General features: G+C 69.6%; 15 protein-coding genes. 3 read left to right on the top strand and 12 right to left on the bottom strand.

Annotated elements, in window-relative coordinates; genetic code table 11:
• The first annotated feature begins 47 nt into the window (after positions 1 to 47).
• The gene (moaA, locus tag ABD329_RS32055; protein WP_198277420.1) at positions 48 to 1,037 is read left to right on the top strand and encodes a GTP 3',8-cyclase MoaA; all 990 of its coding nucleotides are present in this window, start codon (positions 48 to 50) and stop codon (positions 1,035 to 1,037) included.
• Positions 1,038 to 1,599: 562 nt separating this feature from the next.
• On the opposite strand, the gene ABD329_RS32060 is transcribed toward moaA, so the two are convergent.
• Both ABD329_RS32060 and ABD329_RS32065 read right to left on the bottom strand, forming a co-directional pair.
• Positions 1,600 to 1,836: a hypothetical protein gene (locus tag ABD329_RS32060; protein ID WP_198277419.1), complete on the bottom strand. Its 237-nt coding sequence runs from the start codon at positions 1,834 to 1,836 to the stop codon at positions 1,600 to 1,602.
• Positions 1,837 to 2,029: 193 nt separating this feature from the next.
• The gene (locus ABD329_RS32065) at positions 2,030 to 2,419 is read right to left on the bottom strand and encodes a DUF3099 domain-containing protein (RefSeq protein WP_198277418.1); all 390 of its coding nucleotides are present in this window, start codon (positions 2,417 to 2,419) and stop codon (positions 2,030 to 2,032) included.
• Between the two features lie 216 nt (positions 2,420 to 2,635).
• On the opposite strand from ABD329_RS32065, the gene ABD329_RS32070 reads away from it, so the two are divergent.
• Positions 2,636 to 2,920 (top strand): GlsB/YeaQ/YmgE family stress response membrane protein, encoded by a 285-nt coding sequence (locus ABD329_RS32070; protein WP_198277417.1) that lies wholly within the window; start codon positions 2,636 to 2,638, stop codon positions 2,918 to 2,920.
• Positions 2,921 to 3,065: 145 nt separating this feature from the next.
• Here the strand turns inward: ABD329_RS32070 and tyrS are convergent, their stop codons facing one another.
• The 6 genes from tyrS to ABD329_RS32100 all read right to left on the bottom strand — a co-directional run bounded on the left by tyrS (position 3,066) and on the right by ABD329_RS32100 (position 10,453).
• A complete protein-coding gene (tyrS, locus tag ABD329_RS32075) occupies positions 3,066 to 4,481 on the bottom strand; it encodes a tyrosine--tRNA ligase (protein ID WP_198277416.1) in 1,416 nt (471 codons plus the stop codon).
• A gap of 95 nt (positions 4,482 to 4,576) precedes the next feature.
• Positions 4,577 to 6,205, bottom strand: coding sequence for an IS200/IS605 family accessory protein TnpB-related protein (locus ABD329_RS32080; protein ID WP_344317281.1), 1,629 nt, complete (start codon positions 6,203 to 6,205; stop codon positions 4,577 to 4,579).
• A gap of 175 nt (positions 6,206 to 6,380) precedes the next feature.
• Positions 6,381 to 7,775 carry a metallopeptidase TldD-related protein gene (locus ABD329_RS32085; protein WP_198279582.1) on the bottom strand — a complete coding sequence of 465 codons (1,395 nt, stop codon included), beginning with the start codon at positions 7,773 to 7,775 and terminating at the stop codon, positions 6,381 to 6,383.
• The gene (locus ABD329_RS32090) at positions 7,772 to 9,307 is read right to left on the bottom strand and encodes a TldD/PmbA family protein (protein ID WP_198279583.1); all 1,536 of its coding nucleotides are present in this window, start codon (positions 9,305 to 9,307) and stop codon (positions 7,772 to 7,774) included. The genes ABD329_RS32085 and ABD329_RS32090 overlap by 4 nt, the downstream gene beginning before the upstream one ends.
• 148 nt (positions 9,308 to 9,455) lie before the next feature.
• A complete protein-coding gene (locus ABD329_RS32095; protein WP_198279584.1) occupies positions 9,456 to 9,659 on the bottom strand; it encodes a DUF397 domain-containing protein in 204 nt (67 codons plus the stop codon).
• The gene (locus ABD329_RS32100; protein WP_198279585.1) at positions 9,656 to 10,453 is read right to left on the bottom strand and encodes a helix-turn-helix domain-containing protein; all 798 of its coding nucleotides are present in this window, start codon (positions 10,451 to 10,453) and stop codon (positions 9,656 to 9,658) included. Before ABD329_RS32100 ends, ABD329_RS32095 begins: the two co-directional genes overlap by 4 nt.
• A 186-nt stretch (positions 10,454 to 10,639) precedes the next feature.
• Between ABD329_RS32100 and ABD329_RS32105 the strand changes: the two genes are divergently transcribed.
• Positions 10,640 to 11,104 (top strand): ATP-binding protein, encoded by a 465-nt coding sequence (locus tag ABD329_RS32105; RefSeq protein ID WP_198279586.1) that lies wholly within the window; start codon positions 10,640 to 10,642, stop codon positions 11,102 to 11,104.
• A gap of 136 nt (positions 11,105 to 11,240) precedes the next feature.
• Here ABD329_RS32105 and ABD329_RS32110 read toward each other — a convergent pair whose 3' ends face one another.
• Genes ABD329_RS32110 through ABD329_RS32125 form a run of 4 tightly spaced genes read right to left on the bottom strand, consistent with a single transcriptional unit; the run spans position 11,241 to position 16,852 of the window.
• The gene (locus tag ABD329_RS32110) at positions 11,241 to 11,534 is read right to left on the bottom strand and encodes a hypothetical protein (RefSeq protein ID WP_198279587.1); all 294 of its coding nucleotides are present in this window, start codon (positions 11,532 to 11,534) and stop codon (positions 11,241 to 11,243) included.
• Between the two features lie 8 nt (positions 11,535 to 11,542).
• Complete coding sequence (locus tag ABD329_RS32115; protein WP_344317282.1) at positions 11,543 to 15,925, bottom strand: putative T7SS-secreted protein; 4,383 nt, start codon at positions 15,923 to 15,925, stop codon at positions 11,543 to 11,545.
• The gene (locus ABD329_RS32120; RefSeq protein WP_198280709.1) at positions 15,925 to 16,446 is read right to left on the bottom strand and encodes a hypothetical protein; all 522 of its coding nucleotides are present in this window, start codon (positions 16,444 to 16,446) and stop codon (positions 15,925 to 15,927) included. The genes ABD329_RS32115 and ABD329_RS32120 overlap by 1 nt, the downstream gene beginning before the upstream one ends.
• The gene (locus tag ABD329_RS32125) at positions 16,433 to 16,852 is read right to left on the bottom strand and encodes an SseB family protein (protein WP_246618983.1); all 420 of its coding nucleotides are present in this window, start codon (positions 16,850 to 16,852) and stop codon (positions 16,433 to 16,435) included. Before ABD329_RS32125 ends, ABD329_RS32120 begins: the two co-directional genes overlap by 14 nt.
• Positions 16,853 to 16,897: the final 45 nt, after the last annotated feature.

Genomic DNA, 16,897 nt, shown 5'->3' on the forward strand with positions numbered 1-16,897 from the left:
AGAGAATTGAGCAGTGCACGCACGCCAACCGTGGAGGGGCCGCCACCATGCTGATCGACACCTATGGTCGCGTAGCCAACGACCTGCGTGTCTCCCTGACCGATCGCTGCAATCTGCGCTGCACCTACTGCATGCCGGAAGAGGGCCTGCAATGGCTCGCCAAACCGGATCTGCTCAGCGACGACGAGATAGTCCGGCTGATCCGGATCGCCGTCACCGAGCTCGGGATCACCGAGGTCCGCTTCACCGGCGGTGAGCCACTGCTGCGCCCCGGTCTGGTCGGCATCGTGGAGCGCTGCGCGGAGCTCGACCCGCGCCCCCGGATGTCGCTCACCACCAACGGCATCGGTTTGGAACGCACCGCCCGGGCCCTGCGCGACGCGGGCCTGGACCGGGTCAATGTCTCGCTCGACACCCTGCGTCCTGAGGTCTTCCAGGCCATCACCCGGCGCAAGCGCCATGGCGATGTGCTGCGGGGCCTGGACGCGGCGCACACCGCCGGGCTGACCCCGGTGAAGGTCAACGCCGTGCTGATGCCCGGGCTCAACGACGACGAGGCGCCCGAGCTGCTCGCCTGGGCCCTGGAAAAGGAGTATGAGCTGCGCTTCATCGAGCAAATGCCGCTCGATGCGCAGCATGGCTGGAAGCGCGACGGCATGATCACCGCCGGGGACATCCTGGCCAGTCTGCGCACCCGCTTCACCCTCACGCCCGAGGGCGAGGAGGAGCGCGGCTCCGCGCCCGCCGAGCGCTGGCTGGTCGACGGCGGCCCGGCCCGGGTCGGCGTCATCGCCTCGGTCACCCGCCCGTTCTGCCGCACCTGCGACCGGACCCGGCTGACCGCCGACGGGCAGGTGCGCACCTGCCTCTTCGCGCGCGAGGAGTCCGATCTGCGCGGAGCGCTGCGCTCCGGCGCCCCGGACGAGGAGATCGCCCGGCTGTGGCGGCTGGCGATGTGGGGCAAGAAGGCCGGATCCGGGCTCGATGACCCGTCGTTCCTCCAGCCGGACCGGCCGATGTCGGCGATCGGGGGCTGACACCCCCGGGGCGGACCTTTCCGGAAGGGGCCCCTCCGGGGCGGCCCCTCGCGGGCGGCCCCGCCGCCGGCCGGAACCGCCCAAGCGGCGGAACCGGCTCCATAGCGACATGGGTTCGGTATATTCCTCGTGTCAACACTGAAGGGCCCGACCCGGGTGGCACCCCGAGCCAGGCCCTTCAACGCGGTTCACAAGCCCGGTCGCCCAGCTGCCGACCGGGCTTCCGCGTATGCGGATCCGGTCACGACCGGCTCGTGTCGGGGACGGCTATCGCACGAACTGTCCCACCGTGGCGATGACGGCCACGAGCAGCCCTGCCGCGGCCAGACGGACCTGCCACCTCTCGGCCTCGCTCCACCTTCGCTCGCGAGGTTTCGCGTCGCTTCGATCACCACTCACTCACTTCCTCCTCGCTCCTCCAGCAGCCCTGCTGAGGGATTCAGCAGGCCTGCCGTGAGGGGCGCGCTTCGGAAACGCCAGGAAGTATGGCATGGGGGAAGGCACACGGCGCACCGGAACCGCGCGACTGATCTGAGGTTTTCTTGAGCTTGCGGAATCGGTGTCAGCGGTCGGTGGCCGACCATTCCGCCAGCGGCACCACGTCCTTGAGGAAGCCCCGCACTCCGAGGAACTCCGAGAGATATTCGCGGTGTTCCTCGCAGGCGAGCCAGGTCTTGCGCCGCTCCGGGGTGTGGATCTTGGGGTTGTTCCAGGCCAGCACCCATACGGCGGGGGCGTGGCAGCCCTTGGCGGAGCAGATCACGGTGTCGGTCTCGGCGGCGGTCTCGCGGGTGTTCACACCGCAGACTCTACGAAAAGCCCGCCGGACATGACGACGCCGGGCAGCCACGGGGGGAGCCGCCCGGCGTCGGTCCGTCGCTCCGACGGGGGATGCGGAGCGCGTACGCAGTATGTCACGAGGGATGGGGCCCGGTGCACCGGTACTGCACTATTGATCTGAGGTTTTCTTGAGCTTACCGAAACATGGCAGGTCAGCCATGCTCACCGCGTCCAGGCTCGCTGATATGTCCGACGTCCTCCGGGACGGATTCCGCCCCGTGGGGGTCGCTCGGCTCCTCTCCGCGCCCGGCGATCAGCATCGGACGGGGCGGGGTCGGGATGAAGGTGGTGGGCAGCGAAGTGGCGTTCTCCCGGCCCGCGTTGGCTATCACGACCGCGATGTAGGGCAGCACCGCGCCGAGCACCAGGGCCACTATCGCCACATGGCGCTCCACGTTCCACAACACCGCCGCCAGCACGACCGCGATGGTCCGGACCGACATCGAGATCACATAGCGGCGCTGCCGGCCGCGTACGTCGTCGGCCAGCCCCTGCCGTGCTCCGGTGATCCGGAAGACCTCCGCATCGCCGTGCTTCCGCATCACGTTCCACCACCTGATCGCCGAGCGGGCTTCCCCCGCTCTGGGACGTACTCAACGTTACGCCGCGCCTGCTGTCGGTTCGAGACCGGGGCACCCTGATGGGTGCCGTCTCCGGCTACGCCAGAGGGTGGATCGGCCCTCCGGCGTGCGCCGTACCCGAAGTGGTCGAACACTGGAAGGGATCCGCATCCCCTCGCCGCGTGTCAGGGAGGCGACATGAACTGGCTATGGGCGATCGTCGTGGGCCTGATCCTGGGTGTGATCGCCAGGGCGATCCTGCCCGGTAAACAGGCCATTCCGCTCTGGCTGACCTGCGTCTACGGCATCCTCGGCTCCATTCTGGGCAATGCGGTGGCCGGCTGGATCGGGGTCAGGCACACCGAGGGCTTCGACTGGATCCGGCATCTGCTCCAGCTGGCGGGGGCCGTGCTGATCGTCGCGCTGGGCACTCCGCTGTGGCACTCGATCCGCGGTGGCGGACGCAGACGCAGTACGACCTGAGGGGCGCGACGCCGGTGTGACCTGGTGCGCGACGCCGGTGTGACCTGGTGCGCGACGGCGGGGTGATCTGGTGCGCGACGGCGGCGGCCGGTGCGCGTGGTGGACGCGCACCGGCCCCCGCTCCTCGCGGTCGTGGGCCGGGTGACTACACCCCGCGCACCTGGGCGATCTTCCGCCCGGCCTTGAGGTAGACCCCGCCGGAGGCCGCCGTGAGCCCGGCGGACGCCAGCGTCTCCGCGACCACCTCGGCCAGCGGGCGCACCGCCTGGGCCTCGGGCAGCACCACCGACTGCTGGCCGCCCTCGGTCTCGATCACCAGCCGCAGACCGTTCTGCTTGGCCACCCGGCGGGCGGCCGAGGCGCTGGGCTGGAACTCCAGCACCTTGCTCAGCACGGTCGCGATGGACTCGGTGCCGTGCTCCCCGGCGTCGACCACCGGCGTCTCGACGTCGGTGAAGCTCTTCTTGGAGAACTGGGCGACGAAGCCCGCACGGGCCGCCATCGCCTTCTCGAGGCCGTACAGCGCCGCCACCACCTCGCCCGCCAGGACCTTCTTCAGATCCATCGGGTGCAGCGACCGCTCCTCGACCCGGGCGATCGCGGCGGTGATCTCCGCGTCCGTCCACTCGGTCCATGCCTCCAGGTACGGCTTCATCAGCCGGTCCGGAATCGACATGATCTTGCCGAAGACGTCCTCGGCGGTCGCGGAGAGCGCCACATAGTTGCCCTTGGACTTGGACATCTTGGCGCCGGTGCCGTCCGTGCCCTCGATCAGCGGCATCGTGACCACCAGCTGCGGCCGCTGTCCGCGCAGCTCCATCAGCTTGCGGCCCATCTGTAGATTGAGCAGCTGATCCGCGCCGCCCAGCTCCACATCGCACTCCAGGGCCACCGAGTCGAGGGCCTGCGCGATCGGGTAGAGCAGCTCGGACATGGTCAGCCCGGAGCCGGCGGCCAGCCGGTTGCGGAAGTCCTCGCGCTGCAACAGCTGGGAGACCGGCACCTGGGCGAGCAGCCCCAGCAGCTCCGGGAAGGTGTACGGCGCCAGCCACTCGCTGTTCTGCCGGAAGTTGACCTTCTCGAAGTCGAAGAACGGCCGGACCTGGTCCTGGTAGCCCGCGAGGTTCCGGGCGATGTCGTCGTCGGTCAGCGGCGGGCGCTCCGCCGTACGGCCCGACGGGTCGCCGATCTTGGCCGTGAAGTCGCCGATCAGCAGCGTGACGTCATGCCCCATGCGCTGGAAGCGGTTGAGGATGATCATCGGCACCACATGGCCGAGGTGCACATCGGCGGCCGTGGGGTCGATGCCCAGCTTGATGGCCAGGCCCTGGCCGGCGCCGCGCCGCTCCTCGATCCGCTTGGCCAGGTCCGCCACGCCGGGCAGGATCTCGACCGTACGGGACGCGATCAGCTCGGCCTGCTCCGTCGGCGAGAGGTCCGTCAGGTCGATATAGCGCCGCGAGCCCGTCTCCTCGAGCAGCCGCTCGACGGTCTTGTCGGAGGAGAGGTCCTGGCTGAGGAGCTCGCTGGCGCGGGCGACGGATTCGCCGAGGCGTGTCATGGCGTTCCTGTTGATAGACGAAACGGATATGGATGGATCCGAAACGGTCGCTTCGGATGGGCGTGGACCAGTCTATTCGGCTCCTCACACCGTTCCTAAAGACTGAGCGGTAGTGAGTCCTGTTGCCAGGAATCATGCTCAGCCGCGTGCCCCGAACGGTGCTGGGCACACTGGTCTCCCGCGTTCGCTCCGCATCCGGCGCGCATGGATCGTGTCCGTGGTCCGGGGATGCGGGGGCGGGGTTCCTCACGCCTCGGGGCGCCCGGTCGGGCCTGGACGGTCCGATGCCCCACACGATCACGCTGGTCGTGCGGGGGCGGTGCCGTCCGTCGCCGGATCGGGTGTCCCAGGGCGCGCCTGCCGATCGCCACGGCGGCTGCGTCGTGGCGAGTGATGGTGCGGTTCTTACAGGTGAGTGGCTTCTGCCAGTGCTGGGCGCCCCACTTGCTGGTGTAGGCCGGGTCGACCGCGATGACGGTGATGCCCAGTTCGGCCGCCATGCTCACGAGCCGGGCCCGCAGCCTGGCCACGGGCATGCCGGAGATGAGATTGCGGAACTTCTTGCGGCGGCCGTGTTTCTCGCGGGTCTTGTCCGCGGTGAAGTCGAGGTCTTCGATCGCGATGGCGCGGCCGTGGCGTTTGGCCCAGTGCAGCAGGCGGATCAGGGCGTGCCGGACCTGGGCATCACGGTGTGGGGCGGGGCCGGACAGGTCGAAGCCGAACCGGAGCGGTTCTCCGACGGGGTTGCCGTGTAGGTCCAGGCGCCAGGCTGCGAGGTGGTCGGCGTTGGTGTCGACGCCGACCAGGCCGCCTCTGCGGGCCGCGGCCAGGGGCACGGTCTTCACCGGGGGGATGGTCCACGATGCGGTGAGGTACCAGCGCCCGCATGATGTGTCTTCGTGGATGCGGTAGGCGATGGCGCGGTTGGCGGTGACCCGGTCGCGCCACTGCTCACCCCGGTGTGCGAACGCCACCCGCGCGGCGAGCACGTACCGGCCGTGCGGGGCGTTGGCCAGATGCGCCAGCGGGGCGGGGAGTTTGAGGGAGACCTCGCCGTCGGGGGTGACGCGGATGGTCTCGTTGCCGAACCGCTTGCCGGACTCGCCATCAGCTTCAAGGAACCGGCGCACGGCCTGCCACCGCGTGCGCCACTGCTCCTCGGTGAGCCCGGCGGCCCGCAGGTGGTGGCGGGTGTTCAACAGCCCCTTCCCGCCCCGCACCACACGGACGACCCCGGCCTCACGATCGGCCCGCACCGCCCGAAGCCGGTCTTCGAGCACGTGCAGGCGGCGGGCCTTCGCATGCCACTCCTGCCTGCTGCGGTAGCCGCCCGGAGCGCGCTTGCCGCCCTTCTCCCCGATCGGCAGGGACAGCCGGTGCGCGATCGTGCGCACACCCGCTTCCAGACTCTGGATGTGCGCGAGCTGCCCGCGCCTGGCCAGCGCCCACTGATCATGGGTGGCCTTGGTGATCGACCCGGCCCATCGGGAGGAGGAATCCAGCGTCAGCGTCCTCTTGCGCTCGGCCCACTGGCCGGTGTCATGGTCCAGCCCGGCCGCACACCGTGCTTTCAGGTCCAGGGAGGCGAGCGTACCGAGCAGGTCACCGATCAGACGAAGTACCTTCTCATCCTCGACACTCAGGTGCTTGAGCCGGTCGCGGACCGCGACTCCGGACGGGCCAAGGGCGACGAACGGTGCCGCCACCTCTTGTAGCCCGCCCATCCCCTCACCCCGCCCCCGCGTCGGCCGACAACCCCCTCACCACACTCAACGACCACCACCGGCAAAGGTCACACATTCGACCAAGGAACCTTCGTTCACGCTCATGGAGCCACACGGGCCGCATCCCGAACACTCACTCGTACGCGCCGCCTGCGCGCAGGCACTCGCCAGCAGTTCACACCCCCTTGCTGACCGAGCTCATATTGAAGTCCGGAATGCGCAGCGGCGGCACCGCGACGCGGTTGAAGTAGTCGCTCCACTCCCGCGCCAGCGTCCGCTCGGTGCTGCCCGCCTCGGTGGCGCGGGCGAGCAGATCCACCGGCGACTCGTTGAACCGGAAGTTGTTCACCTCGCCGACCACCTCGCCGTTCTCCACGAGGTAGACGCCGTCCCTGGTCAGCCCGGTGAGCAGCAGGGTGGCCGGGTCGACCTCGCGGATGTACCACAGGCAGGTCAGCAGCAGCCCCCGCTCGGTGGACGCGACCATCTCCTCCAGCGAGCGGGTGCCGCCCGCGTCCACGATGAGGTTGTCGACCCCGGGGGCGAGCGGCAGCCCGGTGAGCGCGGAGGTGTGCCGGGTGGTGATCAGCTGCTGGAGCACCCCGTCGCGGACCCAGTCGGTGGCGGCCAGCGGCAGCCCGTTGTCGAAGACCGACGTGTCGCCCCCGGACGAGTGCGCGATCACGAACGGCGCCGCCTCAAGACCCGGCTCGGCCGGGTCGCTGCGCAGCGTGAAGGGCAGCTCGGACAGCTTCTCGCCGATCCGGGTGCCACCGCCCGGCTTGCTGAAGACCGTACGGCCCTCGGCCGCGTCCCGCGCCGAGGACGACCACAGCTGGTCGATCAGCAGATCGGCCACGGCGCTCGGCGGCAGCAGCGTCTCGTAGCGGCCGGCCGGCAGCTCGACCCTGCGCTCGGCCCAGGCGAGCCGCCCGGCGAGCTCGGCGTCGATCGCGGCCGGGTCCACATCGGTGAAGTCGCGGGTGGCCCGACCGGCCCAGGCCGACCGCGTCCGGTCCGGCGACTTGGCGTTGACCTCGAGCGTGCCGGTGGGCTGGTCATGGCGCAGCCGCAGCCCGGTCGAGCTGCCGAGATAGCTGGAGACCAGCTCATGGTGGGCGAATCCGTACAGCTGCCGGCCGCCCGCGCGGGCCCGGGCGAAGGACTCGCCGAGGGCGGGCGCGAAGTCGGCGAACACCTCGGAGGAGGTCACCGCGGGGGAGTCGGTGAAGCCGGGGGAGACCGCCGCGCCCGGCTCCCGCTCCACCAGCGGCTGGGCGTCCTCGGCCGGCTCCGCCTCCCGCGCCGCCGCCTCGGCGGCCCGGACCAGCGGCTCCAGCTCCTCGGCGGTGACCGCGGACCGGGACACCACGCCCGAGGCGGTGCCCTTCCCGCCGTTCACGGTGGCCACGACGGTCAGGGTGCGGCCGCGGGTGACGCCGTTGGTCGTCAGGGCATTGCCCGCCCAGCGCAGATTGGCCGTGGAGGTCTCGTTGGCGATCACCACACAGCCGTCCGCGCGGGACAGCTCCAGGGCGCGCTCGACGATCTCATGGGGCTGCATGCTCATCGTCCGGCCTCCTGGGTGGTGTTGAGGATGTTGACGCCGCGGAACAGCGCCGACGGGCAGCCGTGCGAGACCGCCGCGATCTGCCCGGGCTGGGCCTTGCCGCAGTTGAAGGCGCCGCCCAGGACATACGTCTGCGGGCCGCCCACGGCCGTCATCGAACCCCAGAAGTCGGTGGTGGTGGCCTGGTAGGCGAAGTCGCGCACCTGCCCGGCGAGAGCGCCGTTCCTGATGCGATACGCCCGCTGCGCCGTGAACTGGAAGTTGTACCGCTGCATATCGATCGACCAGGAGCGGTCGCCGACCAGATACAGACCGTGTCCGACGTCCCCGATCAGCTCCTCCGTCGAGGGACCGCCGGGGGCAGGCTGGAGCGATACGTTCGCCATCCGCTGCACCGGCACATGGCCCGGCGAGTCGGCGAACGCGCAGCCGTTCGACCGCTCGAAACCGGTCAGCCGGGCGATCCTGCGGTCCAGCTGATAGCCGACGAGCGTGCCGCCCTTCACCAGGTCCCAGGACTGGGCGGCCACGCCCTCGTCGTCGTAGCCGATGGTGGCCAGCCCGTGCTCGGCGGTCCGGTCCCCGGTCACATTCATGACCTCTGAGCCGTACTTCAACTTTCCCAGCTGGTCGAACGTGGCGAACGAGGTGCCCGCGTACGCCGCCTCGTAGCCGAGCGCGCGGTCCAGCTCGGTGGCGTGGCCGATCGACTCATGGATGGTCAGCCACAGATTGGACGGGTCCACCACCAGGTCGTACGAACCGGCCTCGACGGCTGGCGCGCGCATCTTCTCGGCCAGCAGCTCCGGGATCTCCGCCAGCTCCGCGTCCCAGTCCCAGCCGCCCGCGCCGGGCCCACCCGTCAGATACTCCCAGCCGCGCCCGACCGGCGGGGCCAGGGTGCGCATCGAATCGAACTCCCCGCTCGCCGGATCCACGGCCACGGCCGTCAGCTGCGGATGCAGCCGCACCCGCTGCTGAGTGGTCGTGCTGCCCGCCGTGTCCGCGTAGAACTTGTTCTCCTGCACGGTCAGCAGCGACGCGTCCGCGTGCGCGACCCCATCGGCCGCGAGCAGCCGTCGGCTCCACTCGGCGAGCAGTGAGGTCTTGTCGGAGTCGGCCACATCAAAGGGATTGACCTCATACGACGAAACCCAGGTCTTGTCGGCATGCACCGGCTCGTCCGCCAACTCCACCCGCTCATCGGACCCGGCCGCCTCGATCACCTTGGCCGACAGCTTCGCCATCGCCACGGCCTGCGAGGCCACCCGCGCGGCGGCGTCCATGCTCAGATCCACCCCGGAGGCGAACCCCCACGCCCCGCCGTGCACCACCCGTACGGCATACCCCAGGTCGGTGATGTCGGAGGCCCCGGACGGCCTGCCATCCCGCAACCGCCACGCGGCACTCCGCACCCGCTCCAACCGAAAGTCCGCATGCCCGGCCCCAAGCGCGCGGGCCCGCGCGAGCGCCGCGTCGGCGAGCGCCCTCAGGGGCAGCGCAAGGAAGGACGGATCAATCTCGTGCGCCACGGGCGGCTCCTCTTCGTCGCGTACGTCGCGTGGTGTCCGTCGGCAGTGAACCATGTGACTGGGGCCCGGGGCGCGGTAATTGCCGTCGCGCTCTGCGTGGCGAAAGGACAACGGCCGCCCCGGTTGCCCAGGGCGGCCGAACGGGTGGTTACGCGCCGAACTCCTCAGCCGTGAGACGGCCGATGAACGCGTCCCACTGGCGTATGGAGAAGGCGAGTTGCGATCCGTGGCGGTTCTTGGAGTCCCGTACGTGGACGGTGCCGCCGGTGGCGGCCACCTCGACGCACATGCCGCCCTCGCTACTGCTGTAACTGCTCTTGAACCAGGACAGGTTGACGTGCTTGTCGCTCATATTTCTCCCCGCAGCTTCTCGATGAGCTCCAACGACTCACGTGGCCTGAGAGCCTGTGCTCTGATGATGCCGTAGCGCTGCTCGATTTCTCGGACTGATTTCCGGTCCGTGAGCAGCCTGCTGATGCTCTGGGCCTCGACGTAGGCCATCGTCTGCCGCCCTTTCGGCTCCAGCAAGGCCAAGGGACCTGCGGTTCCGGCATGATCGTCCACGTTGGTCGGCATGACTTGGAGCTCCACGTTCCGCAACTGGCCAATGTGCAGCAGGCGTTCCAACTGCCCGCGCAGCACCGTCGCACCGCCGTAAGGGCGGCGCAGTACCGCCTCCTCGGTGACGAAGCTCATGATCGGGGCCGGTTGCCGGGAGAGGAGTTCCTGCCGGGCCAGCCTCGCGGACACCAGCCGCTCTATGGCCTCCTCCTCCAGTAACGGTCGCTGCATATTGAGCACCGCACGGGCGTAGTCCTCGGTCTGGAGCAACCCGTTGACCACCAGGCATTCGTACGCATGGAACTCGACCGCCTGCGCTTCCAGCCGTGCCGCGCCCCGGAAGAACGCCGGGAGCTGTACGTTGGCGACTTCCTCCCTGGCCGCCCGCAGCACCCCGAACGCCTCCAGCGCCTCATCCGCCGCGTCAAGGAAGTCCGGCTGTGGCACCCGACGTCCCTGCTCGACCGAGGAGACCTGCTCCTCGCTGTACCCGATCGCCTCACCCAACTGCGCCTGCGTGAGTCCCGCCCGTTCGCGGAAGAGCTTCACCTGCCTGCCGATGCATTTGACGATGTCACCCGCCATGACCCACCCACCTCCTTGCGCGAGAACGCGTCCCTTCCCCTCGGCGTCACGGCAGTCCTCCCGTACGCGCACCGGTCGTGCCCGTACCGCGACCCTGCGTACCCGCCGCCCGTCTGGTCAGGCTAGGCGCGCTTCGCCACGCTCGGTGACGTGAATGGCGAAAATCCCCCTAGCGGTACATTCGAGATGTTCTTCACCTCTTCCCGGCGCGGTGCCCGGCTCGCCCGACGCATCGTCGTCCGCAGGCTGGAGGAGTGGGGCATCCCCCGCGACAGTGACGCCTCGCAGAGCCTCGCGCTGATCGCGGGGGAACTCGCGGCGAACGCAGTGAGCCATGGGCACGTGCCCGGTCGCCACTTCCATGTACGACTCAGCGTTCAGCCACCGCCCAGCCTGGACGGCCGTCGCGCCCCCGCCTCGGCCAGGATCGAGGTGTCCGACGCCCGCGACGAGCGGCGCCCCGTCCTCCGTGACCAAGGAGACGAGGCGGAGCACGGACGAGGTCTGATGCTCGTGGACGCCCTGGCCTCGAAGTGGGGCGTGGTCGAGCGGGGCGTCGGCAAGACGGTGTGGTGCGAATACGCTCTCGCGTCCGAGGAGTGCCGGTCGCGGCAGGTCGCGGGAGACACTGGAGTCGGCGATGCGCGATGATGGGGCACCGGCGAGCAGGTTGGCCGTGGTGAAGGAGCGTCGGCCGTAGTTTCCCCTGAAGTTCCCTACTCATCTTCTAATCCAGTCAGGGATGGTACTGGACGCCGGGCTTGGAGGCGTTGCCACTAACGCCTAGTCACCTTTCGGACCCTGAATCGAGACTTCGCGACGCCGACTCGAGTCCCTCGAGCGCTTCGGCTACCAGTTGTTCGGCATCTGGGGGGAGGGTGTCCAACCCGCGATCGATTACGTCCACGGCGAGCACTTGTTCCAGCGTCCACCAATCGCCGCGAATCCTGTCCTTCGCCTCAGAAGGCTCCAACGATTCCCAAATGGAGTCAACGTCGCTGACAAATCTTGCCAACGAAATGCGGCCTTCTCGAAACTCTTGCAGCGACTTTCGGAGCAGTGCGCCGTAATCGGTTTCCATGATCAGCCTTACTGTCGAATTTTACCGTAGTCGACGGTTATGACCCTGCCGTCTGTAGAACTCCTGACGACCGTTAGGTCGTTCAGTTCGTCGTAATATACCGTGGTGCCCTCTCTCTTTCCGGACATTTCGTGACCATGCTCGATCGCATGCTGGACAGCCGATGGCATGATGCCTTGCTTCTGCATACGGTCAAACGCATGACCGCTGTAATGAATCCCGTTGACCTCCCCTGGGGCGTTACTCGCTGTCCTGTCAGCGGGATGTTTTATCTCCCACTTCTGTCCCCTGTGTCCTACAGGGGTCCGTGGAGATGTGTCGTCTTTCGGGCAGCCATCGGGTGCGAGGCCGAGGCTGTCGGACAGCACCAGAGGGTTCGGCACATATGCGATGGGGTTCGGACCTGGGCTCAGCCCAAGAGGGTCCGGTGAGGCGTAGCGGGCCGTTTCCGGGTCGTAATGCCGGAAGTAGTTGTAGTGGAGGCCGGTTTCCGGGTCGGCGTATTGGCCGGGGAAGCGGAGGGGGCAGTCGACCGAGCCGGACGGGGCGGGGAGGGGCGTGCCCCAGAGGGTGGTGCGGTGTTGCCAGGCCAATTCCCCGCCGGGGGTGACCAGTTCCGTGGGGGTGCCGACCAGGTCCGTGACGATCGCGTGGAAGCGGGTCTCGGATTCCTGGTGCTCGGTTTGGGTCACCGGGCGGTGGGTGTCCGGGGCGTAGTCCCACGTCAGCGTTGTGCCGTCGGCAGCCGTCTGTTCCGCCAGCCTCGTGCCGTCCCAGGTGAAGTCCACCGATTCGGCGACCGTGCCATCCTCCGTCAGCCGCCGCTTCGCGGTGCGGCGGCCTAGCGGGTCGTAGGCGTAGTGCCAGTGGTCGCCGTCCGGGGTTGTCGCGTCGGTGAGGCGGTCTTCCGCGTTCCAGGTGTAGGTCCAGGTGCGGGTCTGGCCGTTCAGGAGTTTGCGGGTGCGGCGGACGAGGCGGCCCTGGGCGTCGTGTTCGTACGTCGTGCGGCCCGCTCGGTGGATCACCGTGCCGGTGAACTCGCGGTCCCCGGGGGACGCGTGGTCAGGGGCCGTGGCCCGCGTCAGGTTGCCCGCCGCGTCGTAGGCGTAGGTCTCCGTCCAGCCGTGCGCGTGGACCGCCGTCACACGGCCTACCGGGTCGAGGTCGAAGCGGCGGGTGCCGGACGTCAGCTCGCGGATCTCGGTGAGGTGGTCGTCCGGGCGGTAGGCGTACGCCCGGTGCTGGATCAGGGCGTTGGCCGGGCCGGTGACGGTCTGGCCCGTCATGCGGTCCAGGGCGTCCCACGCCTGGGTCAGGGTCACGTCGTCGCCGAACGTGCGCATCGTCTCGCGGCCCGCCGCGTCGTACGCGAAGTGCAGGGAGTTGTCCGCCGTGGTGAGGGTCGTCGGGCGGCCTGTCGCGTCGTACGTCCACGCCGACCGCAGGCCGCTCGGGGTGATCCGCTCCGTGCGGTTGCCCGCCGCGTCGTACGCGTACGACGTCGTACGACCGCCCACCGTCTCCGTCACGACCCGGCCCCGCGCGTCGTACGTGCGGCTCAGCTCCGTGTCCGGGTTCGCCGCCCGCGTCAGGCGGCTCGCCGCGTCGTACGCGAACGTCGTCTCCGCGCCGTCCGCCGTGCGCGTGGCGACCGTGCGGCCCAGCGCGTCGCGCGTGTAGGCCAGGGTTTCGCCCGCGCCGTTCTCCCGGGATATCAGGCGGCCCGCCGCATCGTGCTGGTAGCTGAGCGTGCGGCCGTTGAAGTCCGTTTCCGAGACGACCTGCCCCGCCCCGTCGTACGCGTACGTCCACGTCAGGCCCTGCGGGTTCGTGACCCCGGTCAGGCGCAGCTCGGTGTCGTACGTGAAGGCGTACGTCGCCCCGTCCGGCTCGGTCCGCGTCGCCGGGAGGTCGAAGTGGGTGTGGGTGTGGCGGGTGGTGTTGCCCGCCGGGTCGGTGTGTTCCAGGAGGTTGCCCTCGGCGTCCCAGGCCCAGGTCTCGCGGCTGCCGTCCGGCCGGGTGCGCCAGGCGGGCTTGCCCTCGATGGTCCAGCCTTGGCGGGTGACATGGCCCAGGGGGTCGGTGACGCGCGTGATGCGGCCATGGGTGCCCCGGCGGACCGTGGTCGTGTTGCCCGACGCGTCGGTGACCTCCACCGGCAGGCCCGCCGCATCGCACACCACCGTCACGGTGTGGCCCAGCGCGTCCGTGACCGAGGTCAGGTTCCCCGACTCGTCGTACGTGTAGTGCGTCTCCGCGCCCATCGGATCCGTCGTCCGGACGCGGTTGCCCCGGTCGTCGTAGGCGTGGCGCCACACCGCGCCGTCCGGCTCCCGCACCTCCAGCGGCCGGCCGTACGCGTCGTACGTGGCCGTGGCCGCCGTGCCGTCCGGGCGGGTGACGCGTATCAGGTTGCCGGAATCGTCGTACGCATAGCGCGTGGTGTGGCCCAGCGGGTCCGTCACCGACAGCGGCAGGCGGCGCGTTTCCGGGTCCCACTCGGTGCGGGTGGTGTGGCCCAGGGCATCGGTGCGGGCCACCGTCCGGTACGCCTCGTCGAAGACGTACGTGACGCGGTGGCCGAGCGAGTCCGTGTAGACGGTGGTGCGGGACGCCTCCTCGTAGTGGAAGCGGCCGGTCATCATGTCGTCCGAGCCGATGGTGCGCAGCACCCGGCCCCGGTGGTCGTAGACGTACCCGAAGCTGGTGCCGTTGCGGTCGGTCCATGATGTGACGCGGTGCTGGTCGTCGTAGGTGAACCGCATCGGCTCGTCGGCCGAGTTGAAGACCTGGGTCAGGTCGCCCGCGTCGTTGTAGCCGAAGGCGACCAGCGGGGTGCCCTCCTCGGCGTCACCCACGCCCAGGAGCCGCAGCCCCGTGACGCGCATCAGCTCCGGATCGGTGTCGATCGCGATGCGGTACCCGCCGGAGTGCGCCACCTCGCGCGGGGTGCCGTCCTCGTCGTAGCTGAAGGTGATGGAGCGGCCGTTGCGGTCCTCGATCACCGTCAGCGGGAGCTCGTTGCCCACCAACGGGTCGAAGTGCAGTGTGCGCCCCTGCTCCGGTATCTCGATCCGCATCGTGCCGCCCGCCGCGCCGTCCCAGCGCAGCGGCCAGCGCGGACCCCGCGCCGGATAGGTGTCCTCCCCGGGCGTCGGCACCCCGTAGCGCAGCACCATCCCGTCGGCCGTGACGAACACGATCCCGTCCGCGTCCAGCTCCAGCCGCTGGTCGAGCGTGGCCGCCCAGGTGCGGCCGAACCAGCCGCCGCAGGTGTGCCCGGAGACGAAGGTGCGCTCCAGGACCAGCGGGAGCGCCCCGGGCAGGGACACATCCGTGGCCGGCATGACCATCTCGCCGGTCGCGACGTCGACGGGGTCGTCCTCGCAGTCCCGGTCGTGGGTGTGGCGGTCGTGGGTGCCGTCGCTGTCCGCCCGGCGGGACGCCTCGCCGTCCCGGCCCAGGTCCCTCTTGCGGAGCGCCAGCCGCTGCGCGGCGGTCTGGCCCGTCCGGAGCTCCTTGCGCAGCGCGCTCGCGCCGCCCGTGGCCAGGGCGAGCAGCAGCGACGGGGTGATCTCGCCCGCCGCGCGCAGCGGGTCCTTGGACCACATGTCCCAGTTCGTGACCGCCTTCGCGAACTCCTTGGGGTGCTGGGCCGCGTACGCCGCGCCGTCCGCCATGCCGGCCAGCTGCATCGCCAGGCCCTTGCCGTCGCCCTTGACGATCGAGGCGGGGATCTCGCCCAGGCCCAGGATGCCGTGGTGGACCTTCCACAGCCCGTCCTTGAAGCTGTCCCCGAGCTTCTGCCAATTGCTCGGCTTGTTGGGGGCCTTCTCCGCCGCCTTGTCGATCTTCTTCTTCGACGCGTCGACGACCAGCTGCAACTCCTCGATCAGCTTGTCCAGCCGACCGACGCACGACTCCATCGCGGCGATGCCCGGATCGGTCTCCGAAGGCTTCTCCGGCAACTGCTCGTCGCCGCGCGTCACCGCGTCGTTGTACGACTCGACCTTCTTGCCGTACGCCTTGGACGCCGCCCGCGCCGCGTCCGCGTCCTCGATGATCGGCTCACACCGCTTCTGCACCGACCGCAGCTTGGTGGCGTACGCCGCCAGCGCGCTCGCCGCATGGGTGAACTGATCATGGCCCGAGGTCAGCTCCTTCGGCAGCCGGTCGACCGACTTCCGGAACTCGCTCGCGCCCTTGCCCGACCAGTCCGCCAGCTCCAGCGGCCGCAGCTTGTCCTTGCCGTCCTGGAAGGCGCCCGCGTACGCGCGCAGCTCCAGCACCAGGTCGTCGATGTCGTCCGGATTGCCGGGGATCAGGTCCCTGGGCTTGGCGTCCACCGGTATCCGAATCTGCGGGGTCCGCCCCGCGTCCGGATCGCCCATCAGGACTCGTCTCCGTACTCACCCTGTAACTTGCGCGCGAACTTCGACAACGCCGTGTCCTCCGGGCGCTTCTCCATCTCGGGCGCGCCCACGTGCTCCCAGGACCATTTGCCCGCCGCGCCCGAGGGGAGCTTGGCCATGTTCTCGTCCGAGGGCCAGAAGTCCTTGATCCGCATCAGATCCGCCAGCATGTACCCGGCTATCGCCTCGTACAGCCGCTCCACCACCGCGTCCGCGTGGTCGGCCAGCTCGCCCATGCCGAAGCCCCACTCCTTGAGGAATCCCTTGCCGGATTCCAGGAGTTCGGGGGCGCCGCAGTGCTGGAGGTAGGCCGCCAGCTTCTCCTGGCCGTTCTTCACGGCCCGGGCCCCGATGACCGACTCCTCCAGCGGGGCGATCAGGCCCTTCACCGAAGCGATCTCGATCTTGTAGCCGTCGGCACCCTCGTTGCCGCCGTACTTGCCGTGTTCGCCGCCCTCGCTGGGGGCGCGGTTCACATTCCGGGCATCAGGATCCGCCACGCTCAGCCCCCTCCTCGCGGCCGTCTGCTCCCTGGCCGTCCACTCCATGGCCTTGGGCTTCCTGGCCGTCCGCTTCCTGGCCGTCCGCGTCGCGCAGCGTCCGCGCGTCCAGGAGGAAGGGGCGCTCGCCCAGCGGATCCACCAGCGCCCGTACGCCCTCGGGCAACAGGCCCACCAGGTCCTCGACGGTCGTGGACGCCCATCCGCACGCCCCCGCGAAGCGCGCGAGCCCCTCGACCGAGGTGAAGACCGGCACGAGCGGGCCGTCCTCGGCGGTCTCCGAGACCAGGAAGCCCGGCTCCTCCGGGCGCTGGAAGTACAGCCGCGCCTTCCGCAGCGCCGCCCACTTCTCCGGCTCCGACATCCGCGCGGCGGTCTCCTGGCGGACGAGGTCCGCCAGCGTCATTTTGCCAGCCTGACCAGGCGGTCCGCTGTCCCCTCCCCCAAACAT

Source organism: Streptomyces javensis, from assembly GCF_039525925.1.
Lineage (GTDB): Bacteria > Actinomycetota > Actinomycetes > Streptomycetales > Streptomycetaceae > Streptomyces > Streptomyces asiaticus.

Bases quoted from the DNA above. Each gene is read 5' to 3' on its own strand.
- moaA (WP_198277420.1), top strand. From the start codon at position 48: ATGCTGATCGACACCTATGGTCGCGTAGCCAACGACCTGCGTGTCTCC.
- ABD329_RS32065 (WP_198277418.1), bottom strand. From the start codon at position 2,419: ATGCGGAAGCACGGCGATGCGGAGGTCTTCCGGATCACCGGAGCACGG.
- ABD329_RS32070 (WP_198277417.1), top strand. From the start codon at position 2,636: ATGAACTGGCTATGGGCGATCGTCGTGGGCCTGATCCTGGGTGTGATC.
- tyrS (WP_198277416.1), bottom strand. From the start codon at position 4,481: ATGACACGCCTCGGCGAATCCGTCGCCCGCGCCAGCGAGCTCCTCAGC.
- ABD329_RS32080 (WP_344317281.1), bottom strand. From the start codon at position 6,205: ATGGGCGGGCTACAAGAGGTGGCGGCACCGTTCGTCGCCCTTGGCCCG.
- ABD329_RS32085 (WP_198279582.1), bottom strand. From the start codon at position 7,775: ATGAGCATGCAGCCCCATGAGATCGTCGAGCGCGCCCTGGAGCTGTCC.
- ABD329_RS32095 (WP_198279584.1), bottom strand. From the start codon at position 9,659: ATGAGCGACAAGCACGTCAACCTGTCCTGGTTCAAGAGCAGTTACAGC.
- ABD329_RS32100 (WP_198279585.1), bottom strand. From the start codon at position 10,453: ATGGCGGGTGACATCGTCAAATGCATCGGCAGGCAGGTGAAGCTCTTC.
- ABD329_RS32105 (WP_198279586.1), top strand. From the start codon at position 10,640: ATGTTCTTCACCTCTTCCCGGCGCGGTGCCCGGCTCGCCCGACGCATC.
- ABD329_RS32110 (WP_198279587.1), bottom strand. From the start codon at position 11,534: ATGGAAACCGATTACGGCGCACTGCTCCGAAAGTCGCTGCAAGAGTTT.
- ABD329_RS32115 (WP_344317282.1), bottom strand. From the start codon at position 15,925: ATGGGCGATCCGGACGCGGGGCGGACCCCGCAGATTCGGATACCGGTG.
- ABD329_RS32125 (WP_246618983.1), bottom strand. From the start codon at position 16,852: ATGACGCTGGCGGACCTCGTCCGCCAGGAGACCGCCGCGCGGATGTCG.